This is a genomic window from Sphingomonas arvum, assembly GCF_026013565.1.
In the GTDB taxonomy this organism is placed as follows: Bacteria; Pseudomonadota; Alphaproteobacteria; order Sphingomonadales; family Sphingomonadaceae; genus Sphingomicrobium; species Sphingomicrobium arvum.
On the sequence record NZ_JAPDOB010000002.1, the window covers coordinates 862,009 to 880,429 of the forward strand.

Annotated in this window: 16 protein-coding genes; 7 read left to right on the forward strand and 9 right to left on the reverse strand. The window is 66.2% G+C overall.

Annotation, left to right across the window (positions count from 1 at the left end; all coding sequences use genetic code 11):
• The first annotated feature begins 4 nt into the window (after positions 1–4).
• Positions 5–277: a DUF6894 family protein gene (locus OMW55_RS11795; RefSeq protein ID WP_264883353.1), complete on the forward strand. Its 273-nt coding sequence runs from the start codon at positions 5–7 to the stop codon at positions 275–277.
• Positions 274–993, forward strand: a complete 720-nt coding sequence (locus OMW55_RS11800; RefSeq protein ID WP_264883354.1) for a Crp/Fnr family transcriptional regulator — start codon at positions 274–276, stop codon at positions 991–993. Before OMW55_RS11795 ends, OMW55_RS11800 begins: the two co-directional genes overlap by 4 nt.
• Here the strand turns inward: OMW55_RS11800 and OMW55_RS11805 are convergent.
• Positions 990–2,021 (reverse strand): L,D-transpeptidase family protein, encoded by a 1,032-nt coding sequence (locus OMW55_RS11805; protein WP_264883356.1) that lies wholly within the window; start codon positions 2,019–2,021, stop codon positions 990–992. The two genes, OMW55_RS11800 and OMW55_RS11805, sit on opposite strands and share 4 nt — an antisense overlap.
• 131 nt (positions 2,022–2,152) lie before the next feature.
• On the opposite strand from OMW55_RS11805, the gene OMW55_RS11810 reads away from it, so the two are divergent.
• The 3 genes from OMW55_RS11810 to OMW55_RS11820 all read left to right on the forward strand — a co-directional run bounded on the left by OMW55_RS11810 (position 2,153) and on the right by OMW55_RS11820 (position 5,216).
• Positions 2,153–3,058: an iron-containing redox enzyme family protein gene (locus OMW55_RS11810; protein ID WP_264883358.1), complete on the forward strand. Its 906-nt coding sequence runs from the start codon at positions 2,153–2,155 to the stop codon at positions 3,056–3,058.
• Between the two features lie 99 nt (positions 3,059–3,157).
• Entirely contained in the window at positions 3,158–4,276 is a 1,119-nt protein-coding gene (locus tag OMW55_RS11815) for a glycosyltransferase family 8 protein (RefSeq protein ID WP_264883359.1), read from the forward strand.
• A gap of 19 nt (positions 4,277–4,295) precedes the next feature.
• Entirely contained in the window at positions 4,296–5,216 is a 921-nt protein-coding gene (locus OMW55_RS11820; protein ID WP_264883360.1) for a methyltransferase, read from the forward strand.
• A gap of 96 nt (positions 5,217–5,312) precedes the next feature.
• On the opposite strand, the gene OMW55_RS11825 is transcribed toward OMW55_RS11820, so the two are convergent.
• From OMW55_RS11825 to truB, 4 genes are all read right to left on the reverse strand, one after another.
• Positions 5,313–7,748, reverse strand: coding sequence for a cadherin-like domain-containing protein (locus OMW55_RS11825; protein WP_264883362.1), 2,436 nt, complete (start codon positions 7,746–7,748; stop codon positions 5,313–5,315).
• 324 nt (positions 7,749–8,072) lie between these two features.
• Positions 8,073–10,436, reverse strand: a complete 2,364-nt coding sequence (gene pnp, locus OMW55_RS11830) for a polyribonucleotide nucleotidyltransferase (protein ID WP_264883364.1) — start codon at positions 10,434–10,436, stop codon at positions 8,073–8,075.
• A gap of 202 nt (positions 10,437–10,638) precedes the next feature.
• Entirely contained in the window at positions 10,639–10,908 is a 270-nt protein-coding gene (gene rpsO, locus OMW55_RS11835; RefSeq protein WP_264883365.1) for a 30S ribosomal protein S15, read from the reverse strand.
• 22 nt (positions 10,909–10,930) lie between these two features.
• Positions 10,931–11,827 carry a tRNA pseudouridine(55) synthase TruB gene (gene truB / locus OMW55_RS11840; protein WP_264883366.1) on the reverse strand — a complete coding sequence of 299 codons (897 nt, stop codon included), beginning with the start codon at positions 11,825–11,827 and terminating at the stop codon, positions 10,931–10,933.
• A gap of 114 nt (positions 11,828–11,941) precedes the next feature.
• On the opposite strand from truB, the gene OMW55_RS11845 reads away from it, so the two are divergent.
• Both OMW55_RS11845 and OMW55_RS11850 read left to right on the forward strand, forming a co-directional pair.
• Complete coding sequence (locus OMW55_RS11845; RefSeq protein ID WP_264883367.1) at positions 11,942–13,249, forward strand: lipopolysaccharide biosynthesis protein; 1,308 nt, start codon at positions 11,942–11,944, stop codon at positions 13,247–13,249.
• Positions 13,246–14,229, forward strand: coding sequence for a mitochondrial fission ELM1 family protein (locus OMW55_RS11850; RefSeq protein ID WP_264883368.1), 984 nt, complete (start codon positions 13,246–13,248; stop codon positions 14,227–14,229). Before OMW55_RS11845 ends, OMW55_RS11850 begins: the two co-directional genes overlap by 4 nt.
• Here OMW55_RS11850 and OMW55_RS11855 read toward each other — a convergent pair.
• The 4 genes from OMW55_RS11855 to infB all read right to left on the reverse strand — a co-directional run bounded on the left by OMW55_RS11855 (position 14,226) and on the right by infB (position 18,414).
• On the reverse strand, positions 14,226–14,813 hold the full coding sequence (locus OMW55_RS11855; RefSeq protein WP_264883370.1) for a thymidine kinase: 588 nt from the start codon (positions 14,811–14,813) through the stop codon (positions 14,226–14,228). The two genes, OMW55_RS11850 and OMW55_RS11855, sit on opposite strands and share 4 nt — an antisense overlap.
• A 9-nt stretch (positions 14,814–14,822) precedes the next feature.
• A complete protein-coding gene (locus OMW55_RS11860) occupies positions 14,823–15,365 on the reverse strand; it encodes a GNAT family N-acetyltransferase (RefSeq protein WP_264883372.1) in 543 nt (180 codons plus the stop codon).
• The gene (gene rbfA, locus OMW55_RS11865; RefSeq protein ID WP_264883373.1) at positions 15,362–15,754 is read right to left on the reverse strand and encodes a 30S ribosome-binding factor RbfA; all 393 of its coding nucleotides are present in this window, start codon (positions 15,752–15,754) and stop codon (positions 15,362–15,364) included. Before rbfA ends, OMW55_RS11860 begins: the two co-directional genes overlap by 4 nt.
• 107 nt (positions 15,755–15,861) lie before the next feature.
• A complete protein-coding gene (infB, locus tag OMW55_RS11870) occupies positions 15,862–18,414 on the reverse strand; it encodes a translation initiation factor IF-2 (RefSeq protein WP_264883375.1) in 2,553 nt (850 codons plus the stop codon).
• Between the last annotated feature and the right edge of the window lie 7 nt (positions 18,415–18,421).

Consider the following 18,421-nt stretch of genomic DNA (forward strand, 5'->3'; position numbering starts at 1 on the left):
GCACTTGCCGCGTTCTTCGGTAATGCCACGATTTTACCTCCACCTGGAAAACCGCGTCGGGCTCACTCGCGATCACGACGGGCAGGAGTTTCCGGACCTTGCAGCGGCGCGAACTGCTGCGGCAGCCAACATCCGCGATATATTGGCCGAAGAGGTCAAGCACGGCCGCCTCGACATGCGTGGCCTAATCCGCATCGCCGATGCACAAGATCCGCAGCTGTCAGTCGTTCCCTTCGCGGAAGCGTTGGCCGTAACGCTTGAAGGAGAGTCCGGGTGATCGACAAGCACCTGCTCAAGCTGCGCGCCCGCGACGTGATCAGCGCGGAGGAAGAGGCCTTCATCCGCGGCGGCGTCAGTGGCTCGGCCAAGGTCCCGCGCGACACGGTAGTCGTGCGCGCGTTCGATCCCATTCATACCTCCAATATCCTGGTCTCGGGGATCGCCTGCCGCCTCAAGGATTTGGGCAACGGACGGCGCCAGATTACCGAACTTCACGTGCCCGGCGATTTCACCGATGTGCACGGATTCTCGCTCAAGTATCTGGACCACGACATTCTGGCGCTAACGGATTGCCAGTTTGCTCTCGTCCCGCACGCGCACCTGCAGGAGATGACCGAGCGTCATGCTCACCTCACGCGAGTCTATTGGTTCGGCACCAATCTCGATGCCGCCATCCACCGCGAGTGGGCGCTGTCGCTTGGCCGGCGCGACGCGACCGCCCGCATGGCGCACCTGTTCTGCGAATTATACGTGAGGCTGGAGCTCGTCGGACTGGTCCGCCAGGGCGCTTACGACCTGCCCCTCACCCAGGTCGAGCTGTCCGACTGCCTGGGAATCACGCCGGTTCATACCAATCGCACCCTGCAGCAGCTGCGGTCCGAGGGGGTTGTGGAGTTCCGCAGCGGGCAGGTCATCGTCCATGATCTCGCGGCCCTCGAGGCCGTTGCCGGTTTCGACCCGCGTTATCTGTACCTGCAGCGGATGCAGCGTTAACGCCGCGATCCGGGTTCCGATTCGATCACCGTGGCTGCACCGCCGGTTGTCTGGGCATCGACGCCAGCGCGGGTGACGAGCACGGTGGTGCCCGGCGCCATGACCGACTTCATCGCGGCCGCGAACGGCGCCGGAAGGCCCATGCGCTCCACCCCCTGCGTGCTGGTGATTTCGCCCGAACGGGTGCTGATCACTTCCCCGCCGTCCTGTCGGACGGCGGATACGCCGACCTGCAGCCACTCGGTTCGGCCGGGACTGCGGACCATGGTGAGCACCTGCGGGGTGAGCGCCTGGTCGCGGATGATGGCGCGGGCACGGCCAATCTCTACCCCATTCCGAAGCACGACCACCTGCTGGTCGCCGGTAGAAACGATGATCGAGACCGGGCCGGTGGGGCTGAGCGCCGGGTTCCAGCTGTAGTCCTGCGCGGAGCCGAGCGGCAGGCGGCGCGCGGCAGGGCCGCCGATGTCGCCAGGGGCAAGCACGCCGGCCGCGCGACGGCGGACCGGGTCGGCGTGGTTGCCGGCGATCACCACCGTTCCGCCCAGGTCCGTGATGCCGAACAGCAGCCGACTGAACTCCAAAGGAAGGCGGACGCAACCGTGGCTCGCGGGAAAGCCGGGCAGGTTGCCAGCGTGCAGCGCGACTCCCTTCCCGGTCAGCCGCTGCATATTCGGCATTGGCGCATCGTCGTAAGTACGGCTGCGGTGGTCGCGGTGCTTTTCGAGGATTGTGAACACGCCGGTGGGGGTCTCATGCCCGGTCTTGCCCGATGACACCGTGCTGACGGCGATACGGACGCCGTTGCGGTAGACCGTGGCACGCTGCGCATCGAGATCGACGTAAACCAGCACCGGACCGGTGCGCGCCAGATTGGGCGCCCAGACCCACTCGCCGGGTTTCAGCCGCTGAGCTTCGCGCGCAAGGGCCACCGGCGAGGAGACCTTTGCGCCGGAACCTGCGGCAGCCGGCGCAGCAAGCCCGAACAGCGCGCCGGCGATTAAGCAGCGAACCAAATGACGAACCATGGCGGGCACATCCCTCTTTCCCCTGAGAACCGGCGTTTCCCGTCTATTCAAACGTGCGTCCACCGCAGAGTACCGCCGAAGGTCGGTGGTCGCAAAGCGGAACCGCAGCGCCTGCGGCGCGCTTGTGGATCATGGCAACCCGTTTCAAATCCCCACTGGCTTCCGGCCACCATTCCCAATTCCATACCGACAGCTTCCAGCGCGGGCTCGCCCGCTGGAACCACGATCGGCTCGCCCCCGGTTTCCCCGACGACGCGGCGCGCGCGCTCGACCGTGACGTACGCATGCAGCGGCTCGAGCTCGCCTTCCTGGACGAACTGCGCACCGAAGTCCGCGATGAGGCGGCGGCGGTGCCGACCGACCCGCAGGGCTTCATCGCCTGGTTCGAGGGGCTGGAGCGGACTGGCCCCGGACAGCATGATCCGCTGTTCGACTGGCTGGAGCACGAGTCAAGCCTTGACGACCTCAAGTGGTACCTGACGCAGGAAGCGGCGGGCGAGGCCGGCTTCGATGACCTCGTCGCCATGACGCAGGTGCGCGTGCCAGATCGCGCCAAGCTGGAACTGGCGCGTAACTACTGGGACGAAATGGGTCGCGGCAACGCCAAGGGCATGCACGGGCCGATGCTGCACTATGTGGTGGGCGCGCTCGGGCTGGAGCCCCATATTGAAACCACCGTTTGGGAGAGCCTGGCGCTGGCCAACGCCATGACCGCAATGGCCGCCAACCGCAGCTATGCCTGGCACTCGATTGGCGCGCTGGGCGTGATCGAGCTGACGGCTCCGGCCCGTTCGGGAGCGACGGCGCGCGGCATGCGGCGGCTGGGGCTGGACGCCAAGACCCGCCGGTACTTCGACCTCCATGCGGTGCTGGACGTCAAGCACAGCGAGGAGTGGAACAAGGAAGCCATTGTTCCGCTGGTCAGCGACGAGCGTGAGGGCACCCGGCGCGCCATCGCGATGGCGGAAGGCGCGCTCATCCGGCTGCGGTGCGGGGAGCGGTGCTTCGAACGCTACCGTGCGACACTATGGAAGTGAGGCCGACTACGACTGTCCCAAGGTGAAGCGAACAGTTACGCTGCTGGAACAAGCATCATGACATGCCGTTAGATCAGCTCGTTTCTGCGCAGGTGACACTTGGCCGTTCATCTTAGCCCGCTTCTTGCTCACTACCTGGTCTATATCTGCGCCGCCCTGCTCGCGCTGAGCGGAGTGAGCTTCGCGCGCGCCAGCACCGTGCCGGTGAAGACGGTGGTTGCAGCGCCGTTGTCTGCGCCCGATCCGGTGGCGGCACGGACCGGTGTCCGAAAGATCCAGCCGGAGCCGCATGCTATCGTTCTGGCGGGCGACCGGGACTTCGCCTTTCCGATGACGGTCGCCCTGCACTCCGCATTGTATCACTTCGACCCAAGCAAGGCCGTCGACGTCTACCTGCTGTCGCAGGGGATCACTCCGGCCGACCAGGAGCGGAGTTTGCGAGCGGTCCAAGGCGTGCACCCGCGCGCCACCATCAAGTGGATCGATGTGGACGACGCGGACCTGTCCGACCTGCCAACTGGCCTGTGGCACAGCCGCGGCATGTACCTGCGACTGCTCATCCCGTCGCTGCTGACGGATCGCTACCGGCGCGTGCTGTACATGGACGGCGATATCGTGGTGAAGCGCGACTTGTCGGCGCTCTGGCGGCTCGACACCGGCAATCATGCCGTCATGGCAGTGCCGAACTTCAGCGAGCCGACGCTGGGAACGGCCATGCCGCACCTGATGGCGGCGATCGATGCGCCGCCCGACCGTGGCTACTTCAACTCCGGCGTCCTGTTCATGGACCTGCCGCGCTGGCGCGAACGCCGGATCGTGGAGCGCACGCTGGAGTTCATCCGCCGTCACAGGGAGCAGCTGGCATTCGGCGACCAGGACAGCCTCAACGCGGTGTTCGCCGGCGACTGGGGACAGCTCGATCCAGCCTACAACGTACAGCTGCTGACGCTGAACCGCTTCGGTGCGAAGGAGGGCAGCGACCCGCATGGCCTGCGCGAGCAGCTGCTGCGCGAAGCGGCCATGCTGCATTACACGGGACCGCAGAAGCCCTGGAACTTGCGCTACGCCGGGGCGGCCAGCGACGACTTCTTGGAAGCAGCGGGGCGCAGCGGTTGGCTGCGGTCGCCGCCTGCGCTGTGGAAGGCTGAGTATACCGCCGCGCATTTCGCCGTCCGCCAGGCGGCAATGGTCAAAGGAGCGCTTCGCTCACGCGCGTAGACCCGCTAGGGCGCTCGGCATGACCGACACCTTGGCCGAGCTTCTCCGCACCCTCGACGCGGAGGGATATCAATTCACCTGCGTGACCCCCCGTACGCATCATCGAATTCTCCGCCGCCGGTCCGGCGCGCTGGCGGAGGACTTGCGCGATGTATTCGGATGGAACCTGCCGTTTGCGCGCGACCTGCTGCCGGGGCCGGTGCTCGACCTGCTGCGGGAGGCCGACGCGCTCGATACCGTGGAGGAGGGGTATAAGAGCCGTCTGCGAGTCGCTGAGTTGGATGGCCGGTTGTTCCTGCATTCGGCCTATCCGACGGACGACGAGGACAGCGTGTTCTTCGGGCCGGACACCTACCGCTTCATGCGATTCCTGTCGTGTGAGCTGGCCGAGCACCAGCCGATCGGGAGCCTTGTCGACCTGGGCGCGGGCAGCGGAGCAGGCGGTATCACGGCGGCCGCCATGCTGGAGCCAAGTGAACTCGTCCTGCTGGACATTAACTCGCGGGCGCTGGACCTCGCGGCAGCTAACGCGACGGCGGCCGGGATCGAGGCGGAGCTGGTCAACGGGACGCTTGACACGCTGGAGCGGCCGGTCGACCTGATCATCGCCAACCCGCCGTTCATCGCCGATCCCGCGGGTCGTACTTATCGGGACGGCGGCGCCGACCTTGGCGCGGGCGTATCGTTGGACTGGGCGCGGCAGGGCATGGCCAAGCTGGCCGAGGGCGGGGCCATGCTGCTGTACACGGGCAGTCCGATCGTTGCGGGCGAGGACCGCCTGCTGTCGGCGCTGGCCGAAGCCGCGGACGAGGTCGGGTGCAGCCTGAGCTACCAAGAGCTCGACCCGGACATCTTCGGGGAAGAACTGGACGGAGAGCCTTATGCAGGCGCCGGCGTGGAGCGGATCGCGGCGGTTGGAGCTACCCTGCGGCGCGCCTGAACCGTTCTAGAAATGTTGCGGGCTTCCTACACCTGTATGTACGTCAAGCGGGGCTCACCGGCTGTGTGCCAGTGAGCCCCGCTTTATTGTAGCTGGTCAGATCAGGAAGTCGGCAGCCACCAAGTTGACGTGCCCGGTCAGGGTGATGACCAGATCCGCGCCCGCCTTGCCGTCCGTGTCGGCATAAATGAGCGTGTTGGTGCCGACCTGCTGCCACCCGAACTGGCCCGCGCCGACCGCTCCGCCGCCGCTCACCGCGCCGAGGTAAGCGTTGGCACCGTAGTTGAACGCATCGAAGTCGATCTTGTCGCCCTGAGCCTGGCTGAAGTCGGTGATGGTGTCGCCCGTGTCCTTGTTGCTCAGATAGCGGAAGATGTCGGCGCCGCCGCCACCGCTCAGCAGGTCGGCGCCGAATCCGCCCACGATCACGTCCGCACCGGTCTGCCCGTAGATCGTGTCGCTGCCCGAACCACCAAAGAGCAGGTCCCCGCCGTCGTTGTTCGGCTCAAGGCTGGCAGGCGGTTCGAAGCCATAGATGACGTCGTTGCCAGAACCGCCGTAGATGGTGTCGGCGCCTTGTCCGCCGTACAGCTTGTCGTCGCCGGCCTGACCCCACAGGGCGTTGTCGGCGCCGACTTGGCCCCAGATCTCATCGTTGCCGGCATAACCGTAGACCTGGTCATTGCCGTTGCCCGCCATGATCATGTCTGCCGCATTGCTGCCGATGATCGTGGAGTTACCGGGATCGTCAGTGACGATGACGGGGCCGGGAGCGACCGGACCCGGGCCGGCAGTATCGAAATCATTGGGGTCGCCCGCGCCAGTGAAGACTGCCGGAGTGGTCCAGACCACGTCCGTATGACCAATCACGGTCACGCTGACGAAGGTGGTCGTGCCGTCCGACGAAGTGACGGTGAATTTCTCCACCGGCGACTGGCCGTCGTTAAGAGCATTGGTCGCGGGCAGGCTGTTGTTGAGCGTGTAGATCCAAGCGCCCGCCGCATTGATGGAAAAGCTCCCGTAGGTGCCGCTCACATTGCTCTGGGCGACAAAGGAGGCGGGTCCGTTCGGATCGCTGACGGTCAGGGCACCAGTAGCCGTGATAACCGGCGAGTCTTCCGTGACCGATCCGGTTGCGGTGCCGCCGAACACACTGGGATCGGCCACTGCCGCGAGGCTGAACCCGGCCTTGGTGTCAACGCTCGCGGTGCCGTCGCTAACCTTGTAGCTCACCACGATCGGGCCGTTGTAGTTGGCATCGGGGGTGAACGTGTAGGTGCTGGTCGCCGGATTGTAGGCGAGGGTGCCATGGTCAACGGTAACGTTGGTGACCGCAAGCGTGTCCTTGTCGACGTCCGTCCAGCCGGCCAGGAGATCGGCGACGGTGAACGACTTGGCGGTGTCTTCGGTCCCGTCCGCCAGCGTGATGGCCGAACCGGTCGGCGCATCGTTCACGGCGGCGAGGTTGAAGCCGGCGGTGGTGCTGACGTCGGCAGTGCCGTCGGAGACCTGGTAGGAAACGGTCACCGGGCCATTGTAGTTGGCGTCCGGATGGAAGGTGTAGGTGCCCGCGTCAAACGACAGGGTGCCATGGTCGACCGTCACGTTCTTGACGCTCAGCGCGTCCTTGTCGACGTCCGTCCAGCCGGCCAGGAGATCGGCGACGGTGAAGGACTTGGCGGTGTCCTCGGTCCCGTCCGCCAGCGTGATCGCCGAACCGGTCGGCGCATCGTTCACTCCGGTGATGATGATGGTCAGGTTGGCAGTGGCGACGCCGCCCTTGCCGTCCGCTACCTGGTAGGTGGTCGCGACCACGTCCTTGGTCTCGCCAGCTTTCAGAGCATCATAGCTGTCAGCGTCGAAGCTGTAGGTGCCGTTGGTGTTGAGGGTCAGCCCGACCGGTGCGTTGCCGACGATTGAGTAGGTCAGGGTGTTGCCGTCCTGATCGCTGTCGTTCCCGGCGACCGTGCCGGTGACGGTTGCGTCTTCAAGGACGGAGTTCACATCATTGCCCGCGACCGGACCATGGTTGGTGCCCAGGATGTCCTTGTCGCCGATGTTGCCGGTGACGCGGATGGCCACATCAGCGATCTTGTCGCCGTCGAGGTCGGCGTAGACGATCTTGTCGCCGGCGAGCGGGCCAGCGCCGACCCACACGCCCCAAGCGCTCGGGCCATTGCCGCTCCACTGCAGCATGGAGGGCGCGTTCGCGCCGGTAAGGTGGCCGTTGAAGCCGGACAGGTCGAGCTTGTCGCCCTCGACCGAGTTGAAGTCCTTGATCCAGTCGCCGCTCAGGGCAGACCAAGCACCATTGACTGCGGCAGAGTCACCATTGGCGTCGCCGTGGTGCCAGTTGTACACGAACTTGTCGCCGCCACGGTCACCGTAGAGTGTGTCGGCGCCCTCGTCGCCGGCGATGATGTCGGCACCATTGCCGCCGCCGCCGTTGAGGATATCGGCGCCGTTAGACGATGTGTCCGTGTTGTTCTTGCTGTCACCCCAGATGACTTCGTCGTAGCTGGAGCCGTTCACCGTGTCGGCACCGTTGCCGGCAGTGATATCGTAGCGGTCGATCTGGCTCAGGGTCAGGCCGGAGCTTGCAAACAGGGTCTGAGCATCGATCGTGTCGATGCCGTTACCGCCTTCAAGGCTGACGATAATGGCTAGTAACCCCCTAATTCTGGTTACTTTCCACTGTGTCGCTTTGGCACATCAACTTACGTTAACTACTTGCCACTGCGTCGCCGACCCAAGCACCGCGTGGTTGATCCAAACGAAAGAGGGCTCCCCCGAGCCGGAGAAGCCCTCTCTGTTCTAACTGAAGATCAGGCAGCCGCTGCGACTGCCTTGATCCATTTACTCGCCGTCGTTGTCGTTCCGGCCACCGGTCAGGAAGGCAGGCGCGAACTCGGGCGCGGGGCCGTCGTCGCGATTGCCGTCGCGGTCACGGCGCGGGCCGCGGTCGCCACGTCCTTCGCCGCGCGGACCACGGTCGCCGCCGTCCCGACGGGGACCACGGTCGCGGTCGCCGCCGCCACGGCGACGGTCGCCGCGATCGCCTCGGTCGCCACGCGGACCACGGTCGCCGCCCTCACGCGGTTCGCGCGGGGGACGAGTGTCCTCCAACTCGGCGCCGGTTTCCTGGTCCACGACCCGCATGGACAGGCGGACCTTGCCGCGGCTGTCTACCTCGAGCAGCTTGACCTTGACCTCCTGGCCTTCCGACAGGACGTCGCGGACGTTCTCGACCCGCTCGTTCTTGATCTCCGACACGTGCACCAGCCCGTCCTTGCCGGGCATGAAGGTCACGAACGCGCCGAAGTCGACGATGCTGGCGACCTTGCCGGTGTAGATGGTGCCGGGCTCCGGCTCCGCGACGATGCCGCGGATCCATTGGCGGGCGGCCTCGATCTGGTTGACGTCGGACGAGCTGATCTTGATCACGCCCTCGTCGTCGATGTCGACCTTGGCGCCGGTGGTGGCGACGATCTCGCGGATCACCTTGCCGCCGGTGCCGATGATCTCCCGGATCTTGTCCTTCGGAACCGACATGGTCTCGATGCGGGGCGCGTGAGCGGAGAGCTCACCACGCGTGCTGTCGAGCGCCTTGGCCATCTCACCCAGGATGTGCGCGCGGCCTTCCTTGGCCTGGCCCAGGGCGACCTTCATGATCTCCTCGGTGATGCCGGCGACCTTGATGTCCATCTGCAGGCTGGTGATGCCCTGGTCGGTGCCGGCCACCTTGAAGTCCATGTCGCCGAGGTGGTCCTCGTCGCCCAGGATGTCGCTGATCACCGCAAAATCCTGGCCTTCCAGGATCAGGCCCATGGCGATACCCGCCACCGGACGCTTCAGCGGAACGCCCGCGTCCATCATGGCGAGGCTGCCGCCGCACACCGTCGCCATCGACGAGGAGCCGTTGCTCTCCGTGATGTCGGACAGGACGCGGATGGTGTAGGGGAACTCCTCCACGCTCGGCAGCATCGGGTGCAGCGCGCGCCAGGCGAGCTTCCCGTGGCCGACTTCGCGGCGGCCCGGCGCACCGAAGCGGCCCACTTCACCGACCGAATAGGGCGGGAAGTTATAGTGCAGCATGAAGCGCTGGTAGGAGAGGCCCTCCAGGCCGTCGATCATCTGCTCGGCGTCCTTGGTGCCGAGCGTGGTGGTGACGATCGCCTGGGTCTCGCCGCGGGTGAACAGCGCCGAGCCGTGGGTGCGCGGCAGGAAGCCAACCATGCTCTCGATCGGACGCACGGTCTTGGTGTCGCGGCCGTCGATGCGGCGGCCTTCCTTGAGGATGGCGCCGCGGACGATGTCGGCCTCAAGCACCTTGACCTGCTTCTGCGCGATCAGCTGCTCCTGCGGGTCGGCGTCGGCAAAAGCTTCCTTGGCCTTGGCGCGGGCGGCGTTGAGCAGTTCGGAACGCTCGGACTTGCCGGTGACGCGGTAGGCAGCCTCGATGTCGGCGCCGATGGCATCCTTCAGGCGCGCCTTGATGGCGGACTTGTCGAGACCCTGCTCGAGCTCCCACGGGTCCTTGGCGGCCTTTTCCGCCAGGTCGATGATCGCGTCGCAGACCTTGCGGCTGGCCTCGTGAGCGAACACGACGGCGCCGAGCATCTCCTCCTCGGACAACTCCTGCGCTTCGGATTCGACCATCATCACCGCGTTCGGGGTGGCGGCGACGACCAGATCGAGCTTGCTCTCCTTGGTCTGCTCCGGCGACGGGTTCAGGACGTACTCGCCGTCGATGAAGCCGACGCGGGCGGCGCCGATCGGGCCCATGAAGGGCACGCCGGAGATGGTGAGGGCGGCCGACGCGGCGCACATGGCGACGATGTCTGGCTCGTTCTCGCCGTCGTAGGAGAGGACCTGCGCGATCACGAGGACTTCGTTGTAGAAGCCTTCCGGGAACAGCGGGCGGATCGGGCGATCGATCAGGCGGCTGGTCAGCGTTTCCTTTTCGGTCGCGCCGCGCTCACGCTTGAAGAAGCCGCCGGGGATGCGGCCCGCGGCGGAGAACTTTTCCTGGTAGTGGACGGTCAGCGGGAAGAAGTCCTGGCCCGGCTTGACGCTCTTGGCGGCGGTAACGGCGCACAGCACTACGGTTTCGCCCATGGTCGCGAGCACCGCGCCATCGGCCTGGCGGGCAATGCGCCCGGTCTCGAGCTTCAGCGTCTTGCCACCGATCTCGACTTCAGCAGTGTGGATATTGAACATTCTAGTCCCTTCACCCCGCCGCCAGATGCGAGCGGGGGCAGCAATTTGCGAGCTAGCCGGCTCGCGGTCGGTCGGGGCGTTCGTTGACGGACCCCATGTGGGTACCCGTGAAAGTACTACTTTCATGGGACCCATGAACGCCCCGCCGAATTGCGGGACTGTCCGGATAGACAAAGGGCGCCGCGATGGGCGCCCTTTGATGTTACTTGCGGAGGCCGAGCCGACCGATGAGGTCGGTGTAGCGCTGCGCATCCTCGCGCTTGAGGTAATCAAGCAGCGAACGCCGCTTGTTCACCATCATGAGGAGCCCGCGCCGGCTGTGATTATCCTTGGCGTGGGTCTTGAAGTGCTCGGTCAGCGTGTTGATGCGGTCCGTGAGGATCGCGATCTGGACCTCGGGCGAACCCGTGTCGTTGCTGTCCCGGCCATAATCCTTGATCAGCGTCTGCTTGCGCTCCGCAGTGATCGACATCGACTTACTCCTTCGTATCTGTCTACAGGTTGAACCCGCGCACGACCCGGAGGACGTCGTCCGAGGCCTCGACCAGCGCCACCGGACGGCCAGCGTCGGTGGCGAGGTTCAGCCCCGAACTGGCGGGGACCCCGCTCAACTGACGCCCCTGTCGGAGCAGCGCAGCCTGGTCGGGTGAGACGGGGAGGGCCGGGATGTCGTCCAGCCCCGCGACGAGCGGGAGTACCGCCCCGTCAAGCCGCCGCGCCTTAGCGATTTCGGCCAGGAAGTCCAGCGATATCGCCTGATCGAGGGTGAATGGACCGGCCTTGGTTCGGCGCAGCATGGCGACGTGGCCGACGGTCCCGAGGGCGTAAGCGATGTCGCGCGCCAGCGAGCGGATGTAGGTGCCCTTGGACACGGTGGCGGAGAGGGTGACCTCCTCAGTGCTCGCAGCGAGGATGGTGAGGTCGAAGATAGTCACCTGTCGGCTCTTCAACGCCACTTCCTGCCCAGCGCGGGCAAGGTCGTAGGCGCGCTTTCCGTCGACCTTGAGCGCGGAATAGGCCGGTGGGACCTGTTCGATCAGGCCGGTGAAGCGGGACAGGACGGCTTGAACTTCCGCGAGGCCGGGACGGAGGTCGCTTGTCGCGACCACCTCGCCTTCTGCATCGAGTGTGCTGGTTTCCGCGCCGAAGCGGATCGTGAAATCGTAAGCCTTGGTGGCGTCCAGCATGCGGCCGGCAAGCTTGGTCGCTTCGCTTAGTGCGATCGGCAGGACTCCACTGGCGAGCGGATCCAGCGTGCCGCCGTGGCCAACCTTGTGCTTCGGCAGGCCTGCTTCGCGGATCGCGCGCTTGACGGCGCTGACCACCGGCGTGGAGCCAAGGCCGACCGGCTTGTCGATTATCAGCCAGCCGTGGAGCAGGCCGCCGCTCATTCGCGGCTCAGCGGGCAGAATGGGGGCAGCGGCAAGAGCATCCGCCCGCTTTTTGCAGGGGCAGCCCGCCCATGCTAGCCGGCAACTTCCCTTTTCTGGCTGCCCGCACCCCACATGAAGCATTGGTTCAAGGACAGCAGCTTCCGCTCGGTGCTGAAGAACAGCAGCCTGCTGACAGCGTCGAAGGCGGTCGCCGGTGTGGCCGGGCTGGCCAGCCTCGCGTTCGCCGGGCGAGGTCTGGGTGTGGCTGGCCTCGGCGTGCTGATCCTTCTGAACAGCTACGCCAAGGCGGCCAGCGGATTTACCAAGTTCCAGTCGTGGCAACTGATCATTCGTTACGGCGGGCAGATCCTGTCGGACGGGCGCGCGGACGAGTTCAAGGCATCGACTGGTTTCGCCTTCGCGCTCGATCTCTTGAGCGGGGTGGTCGGCATGATCCTGGCGATCGCCCTGCTGCCGCTGGTCGGCCACTGGTTCGGGATCGAGGGCGACAACGTCAGCCTCGCGATGCTCTACTGCACGCTGCTGCCGACCATGGGCGCAGCGACGCCGATCGGGGTGCTGCGCTCGCTGGACCGGTTCGACCTGATCAGCTGGCAGGGAACGACTTACCCGATAGCCCGGGCGATCCTGGCAGGCGTTGCCTGGGCGGCGGGCCTGCCCTTCCCGGCTTTCGTGGCGATCTGGTATGTGACCGACCTCGGCGGCGACCTGTACCTGTGGTTCCTGGCGTGGCGCGAGTTGCGGCGCCGCGAGCTGCTGCCAGGTATCCGGCCCACGTTGCGGCCGACGATCCTGCCGGGCGCATGGCGCTTCGCCATTCATGTCAACCTGACGTCCAGCCTGTCTACCGCCTGGGGGCCGATGGCGCAGCTGGTCGTCGGCGGCTTGCTGAACCCGAGCGCGGCAGCGCTGTTCCGCATCGCCTCAAGCCTGGCCGACAGCGCGCAGAAGCCGGCCGACTTTCTGGGAAAGGCATTCTACCCGGAGATCGTGCGGCTGGACGTGGCCAGCAAGCATCCGTGGCGGCTGATGATCCGCAGCGCGGTGCTGGCGGGGCTGGCCGCGTCCGTATTGTTGCTGATCCTGGCGCTGGGCGGCCAGCCGCTCGTCACGCTCCTGTTCGGCAAGGCGTTCGCGGGCGCTTATCCGATCCTGCTGGTGCTGATGATTGTGCCGCTGATCGGCGCCATGAGCTTTCCGATGCCCTCCATGCTGTATGCGCTCGACCGGCCGGACGCGCCGCTCAAGTCGCGGATCGTCGGCACCGGCCTTTACTTCGTGCTGGTTGCGCCCTTGTGCTGGCGGTTCGGCGTGCTGGGCGCCGCGGCGGCGTTCGTTATCGCCTACGCGGCCATGACCCTTATGCTGGTGCTACAATTGCGCTCTGAGTACCGGCGGGTGCGGAGGCGGTCGGCGTGAGCCCGAAGCCGCGCGTCTGGGCCTTGCTGGGTGCGCACACGGGCGACAACAATCAGGTGCTGGCGCTGGCTCGCGCCCTTGGCGTGCCATTTGAGCGGGTGGAGTTGCGCTACAACCTGCTGCGCAAGCTCGGGCCGCGACTGCTGGGCACCAGCCTGGCGGCCGTAACGGCGGACAGCCGGCAATTGCTGCGGCCGCCGTGGCCCGACTTGGTGGTGGGCATCGGCCGCCGCAGCGTACCGGTAGCGCGGTGGCTCAAGCAACAAAGTGGCGGACACACGAAAATCGTGCGGCTCGGCGACCCGCGGCATGATCCGGCGTTGTTCGATCTGGTGCTGACGACGCCGCAGTACCGGGTGCCTGAAGCCCCGAACGTCGTCCAGCTGCCGCTGGCGCTAAGCCCTTATCAGGAGCTCGCGGTGGCCGAACCGGACGAAGCCGCTTGGCTGCAGGCCTGCGACCCACCACACCTGCTCCTCGCAATTGGCGGTGAGACACGCAACTGGAGGCTGTCGAAAGAGGTGGTGAGCAAGGCTGCTCGCCGGCTGATCGAGCGCGCGGGGCAGGGCTGCCTGACGATCGTCACCAGCGCCCGGACCAGCCCGGACCTGAGACACGCGCTGCGGAGCCTGTGCACGGAGCATCCGCGATGCCGGTTGGTCGCAGGCCCCCGGCCGCGCTTTGCCGTGCTGTTGGCTGATGCGGACGAATGCTTCGTCACAGCGGACAGCGTTTCGATGCTGTCGGAAGCAGTCCTTGCTGGCAAGCCGGTGGGCATGGTGCCGGTGGAACTGACCGCGGCCGGCCGCCGGCGGTTGGGCGAGCGGAGCGGGGAGGGCCATCGCGATCTCCGCCGCTTCTGGGAACGGCTGGAGCGGGACGGCCTAGTTGGCACCGTCGACGCGCCGCGAAGGGGGCGCGTAGAGAACCCGATCGAGACTGCGGTGCGCGCGGTGCGCGAACTGCTGGAGCGAAGCTAGGCCGAAGCCCCGCGGAGCCGTTCGAAGAAGTGGCGGCGGCACATGGCGACATACCGGTCGTTGCCGCCAATCTCAGTTTGCTCGCCGCTGACCACCGCCCGGCCTTGTTCGTCGACCCGAAGGTTCATCGTCGCCTTGCGGCCGCATTCGCATACGGCTTTTAGTTCGACGAGCGCGTCGGCGAGGGCCAGCAGGGCGGCGCTGCCGGGAAACAGCGCACCAACGAAGTCGGTACGCAGGCCATAGCAGAGGACTGGGAGGTTGCGCTCGTCCGCCAGTCGGCAGAGCTGGAGCACCTGGTTGAGCGTGAGGAACTGGGCCTCATCGACCAGCACGCAATGGAGTGGGCCTTTCGCCATCTCCTCGCCGAGGGCGGCGAACAGGTCGGTGTCGGGATGATAGGCGTGGGCCTCCGCGCCGATGTCCAAGCGCGAGGCGATGCGGCCGGTGCCGGCGCGATCATCATGCGCAGCGGTCCACAGCATCGTGTGCATGCCCCGTTCGCGGTAGTTGAAGTCGGCCTGGAGCAGGGTCGTCGACTTGCCCGCGTTCATCGCTGCGTAATAGAAGTATAACTTGGCCATGAGTGTCGGTTAGACCGGCCATTCATCCTTGAGAATGGCGAACAGCACCGTGTCGCGGACGTGGCCGGTCCAAGTGATGCGGTCGGCGCGGAGCAGGCCTTCGCGGACAGCGCCAAGCTTCTTCATAGCGGCCTGGCTTCGCCCGTTGCGGAGGTCGACGCGGAATTCGACACGTCGGATGCCGCAGTCGAAGGCGTGGGTAAGCATCATGTCCTTGATGCGCCGGTTAAATCCGGTGCCGCGCACGTGCGGGCGGTAGTAAGTGCCGCCGATCTCCAGCACCTGACGTGCTTCGTCGATGCCAAGGAAGCTCGACATGCCGGCGAGCTCGTCCCCGTCGAACAGGACAAAGGTGCGATTGAGCGGCCCGCTGGCAAGCTTGTCGATGCTGGCGTCGAAATGCTCGGGATCGAATGGCATCGAGTAGATGGACCAGATTGCCTTATCCTCGGCACAGGCGCTGCGGAGAGCGTCCCGCCAAGCTTCGGAGAATGGCTCGGCGCTGCACCGGTCCCCGCTAATCGGCCGCCCCAACCGAGCGAGGTCGATCATTCCTCCGTGAGGTCCTGAGCGACGTGATCGGAGCGCAGGATGCGGTCGATGTGGCTGCCTTCGTCAAAGCTCTCGTCGGCGAGGAACTTGAGCTTGGCGGCATATTTGGTGCGCACGCGATGGGCGACCTCGCGCTGGAGAAAGGCGGTATTCTGGCGGAGAGCCTTCAGAACCGCCGCCTCGTCCTGGCCAAGCAGCGGCTTCACGAAAACCGTGGCGTGACGCAGATCGGGGGACATGCGCACTTCGGTGACGCTGACGAGATGGCTTTGCAGCGTCTCGTCATGCACGTCGCCGCGCTGAAGAATCTCGCTCAACACATGGCGCACCTGCTCGCCGACGCGGAGCAGGCGGACGGAGCGACCTTCCTGAGTTTCCTGTTTTCTCATCTCGTTCCCGGGCCGTCAGTCCTGTCGCTGCGCGCAGGCCGTCCGCCGTTCGCTGTCTCTCGCGTAAGCTGCGCTTGCAAAGCTCCGCTTCTCCTACGCTCGGCAGCTCACAGGGTCCGGGCGCGCTCCTCGACCTCGAAAACTTCAAGGCTGTCGCCGGCCTTGATATCGTTGGTGTCGGCCAGCAGCACGCCGCACTCGAGACCGGCCACCACCTGCGCAACGTCGTCCTTGAAGCGACGCAGCGAACTGATGGTCGTCTTGGACACGATGACGTCCTCGCGGGTGAGGCGGGCATTGAGGCCCTTGCGGATGGTGCCTTCCAGCACCAGCAGGCCGGCTGCCTTGTCCCGCTTGCCGGCGGGGAAGACTTCCTGGACTCGGGCGCGACCAACCACCGTTTCGATGATCTCCGGTCCGAGCTGACCGCCCATTGCCGCCTTCACCCAATCGGTCAGGTGATAGATGACGTCGTAGTAGCGGAACTCCACCTTGTTGCGCTCCGCCGTCTGGCGCGCGTTGGCGTTCGGACGGACGTTGAAGCCGATGATCGGCGCGCCGCTGGCCTGGGCCAGGGTCACGTCGCTTTCGGTGATCGCACCGACGCCCGACTGAAGGATCCGGACCTTGATCTCGTCCGTCGACAGGCGGTTCAGCGCGTTGACGATCGCCTCCGTCGAGCCCTGCACGTCGGCCTTCACCACCAGCGGGAACTCGATGGTGGTCGAGGCCTTGTTGGCGAACATGTGCTCCAGGCTCATCGGCGCGGCGGTGGTCCGCTTTCGGTCGAGCACGGTCTGGCGGTATTCGGCGACTTCACGAGCTCGCGCCTCATTCTCCACCACCGTCAGTTTGTCGCCCGCGGAGGGAACAGCGCCGAGGCCGAGGACTTCGACCGGCATCGCTGGCCCTGCTTCCTTCACCTGACGGCCATGGTCGTCGATCATGGCGCGCACGCGGCCGGAGGCAGCGCCCACGACGAAAATGTCGCCGACACGCAGGGTGCCACGCTCGACCAGCACGGTGGCGAGCGGGCCGCGGCCCTTGTCGAGCTTGGCCTCGATCACCGTGCCTTCGGCGGCGCGGTCGGGGTTGGCCCGGAGCTCCAGGATCTCGGCCTGAAGCGCAATCGCCTCGAGCAGGCCGTCGAGATTGGTCTTCTGCAGCGCGGAAACCTCAACATCCTGGACGTCGCCGCCCAGTTCCTCAACCACGATCTCGTGCTGGAGCAGCTCTTCGCGGACGCGCTGGGCGCGGGCTTCAGGCTTGTCGATCTTGTTGATCGCCACGATCATCGGCACGCCGGCCGCCTTAGTGTGGTTGATGGCTTCCACTGTCTGCGGACGAAGGCCGTCGTCCGCCGCAACCACCAGCACCACGATGTCCGTGACGTTGGCGCCGCGAGCGCGCATCTCCGAGAAGGCCTCGTGGCCCGGCGTATCAAGGAAGGTCACCCGGTCGCCGCTCGGCAGCTTCACCTGATATGCGCCGATATGCTGGGTAATGCCCCCAGCCTCGCCCGACACAACGTTCTCGCCGCGGATTGCGTCCAGCAGGGAGGTCTTGCCGTGGTCGACGTGGCCCATGATGGTGACCACCGGCGGACGTGCCGTCAGCGTGGCGTCCGCATCGACGTCAGCCGCGGTGTCGATGTCGATGTCGCTTTCGCTGACACGCTTGATGTTGTGGCCGAACTCGGTGACCAGCAGCTCGGCGGTGTCCTGGTCGATCGCCTGGTTGACCGTGACCATCATGCCCATTTTGAACAGCGATTTCACGAGGTCAGCCGCCTTCTCGCTCATGCGGTTCGCGAGTTCGCCAACCGTGATGCTGTCCGGCACGACCACGTCGCGGACCTGCTTCTCGCGCGGGCCCGACGACATGTGGGACCGCTTTTCCTTCTCGCGGGCGCGACGGAGCGCGGCGAGGCTACGGGCGCGGCTGTCATCGCCGCCCGTTAGAGCACGGGTGACCGTGAGCTTGCCGGCATGGCGGCGATCGTCGCCGCGGCCGCGGGCCGGACGAGCAGGCTCGGGCCGGCGTACGGGAGCGGCTGGCTCGGGACGGCGGATGGGCGTGAACTGCTGGCCGGCCGGACGAACCGGCGCCGCAGCAGCGGGGGCAGCGGCGGCTGGCGCCGGCTCGGGCTGAGCGGCAGGCGCCACTTCCTCCGCGATGCGGCGCTTGGCCTCTTCCTCGGCCTGGCGAGCGGCTTCTTCTTCGGCCCGGCGGTTCTCCTCCGCACGGCGCTTCTCGTCCTCGGTTGCGTTCTGCTTGGCCTGCTCCTCGCGGCGACGCGCTTCCTCAAGCGACGCCATGCGGGCCTCTTCCGCTTCCCGCAGCAGGCGAGCCTGCATCTCCTTGCGGGCGGCGATATCGTCGGCCGGTGAGCGGCGCGGCGCGGGCGCCGCTGCGGGCTGCACCGGGCGAGCGGGAGCGGGCGCCGCGGCGGGAGCCTCGGCGACGGGCGCGGGTGCTTCGGGCGCGGCAGCAGGCGCCTCGCCCGGCTTGCCAAGGATGCGGCGCTTCTTGACCTCAACTACGACCGTGTTGGAGCGGCCATGGCTGAAGCTCTGCTTGACCTTGCCAGTCTCGACCGTGCGCTTGATGCCCAGCGGCGGCCGGGTGCCCAGCTTCGGCTTGTCGGTCTGGTCGCTCATAAGTTCC

Excerpts from the sequence above, each read along its gene's own strand:
- OMW55_RS11810 (WP_264883358.1), top strand. The coding sequence starts at position 2,153 with ATGGCAACCCGTTTCAAATCCCCACTGGCTTCCGGCCACCATTCCCAA.
- OMW55_RS11820 (WP_264883360.1), top strand. The coding sequence starts at position 4,296 with ATGACCGACACCTTGGCCGAGCTTCTCCGCACCCTCGACGCGGAGGGA.
- OMW55_RS11860 (WP_264883372.1), bottom strand. The coding sequence starts at position 15,365 with ATGATCGACCTCGCTCGGTTGGGGCGGCCGATTAGCGGGGACCGGTGC.
- pnp (WP_264883364.1), bottom strand. The coding sequence starts at position 10,436 with ATGTTCAATATCCACACTGCTGAAGTCGAGATCGGTGGCAAGACGCTG.
- rbfA (WP_264883373.1), bottom strand. The coding sequence starts at position 15,754 with ATGAGAAAACAGGAAACTCAGGAAGGTCGCTCCGTCCGCCTGCTCCGC.
- infB (WP_264883375.1), bottom strand. The coding sequence starts at position 18,414 with ATGAGCGACCAGACCGACAAGCCGAAGCTGGGCACCCGGCCGCCGCTG.
- OMW55_RS11845 (WP_264883367.1), top strand. The coding sequence starts at position 11,942 with ATGAAGCATTGGTTCAAGGACAGCAGCTTCCGCTCGGTGCTGAAGAAC.
- OMW55_RS11855 (WP_264883370.1), bottom strand. The coding sequence starts at position 14,813 with ATGGCCAAGTTATACTTCTATTACGCAGCGATGAACGCGGGCAAGTCG.
- OMW55_RS11805 (WP_264883356.1), bottom strand. The coding sequence starts at position 2,021 with ATGGTTCGTCATTTGGTTCGCTGCTTAATCGCCGGCGCGCTGTTCGGG.
- truB (WP_264883366.1), bottom strand. The coding sequence starts at position 11,827 with ATGAGCGGCGGCCTGCTCCACGGCTGGCTGATAATCGACAAGCCGGTC.
- rpsO (WP_264883365.1), bottom strand. The coding sequence starts at position 10,908 with ATGTCGATCACTGCGGAGCGCAAGCAGACGCTGATCAAGGATTATGGC.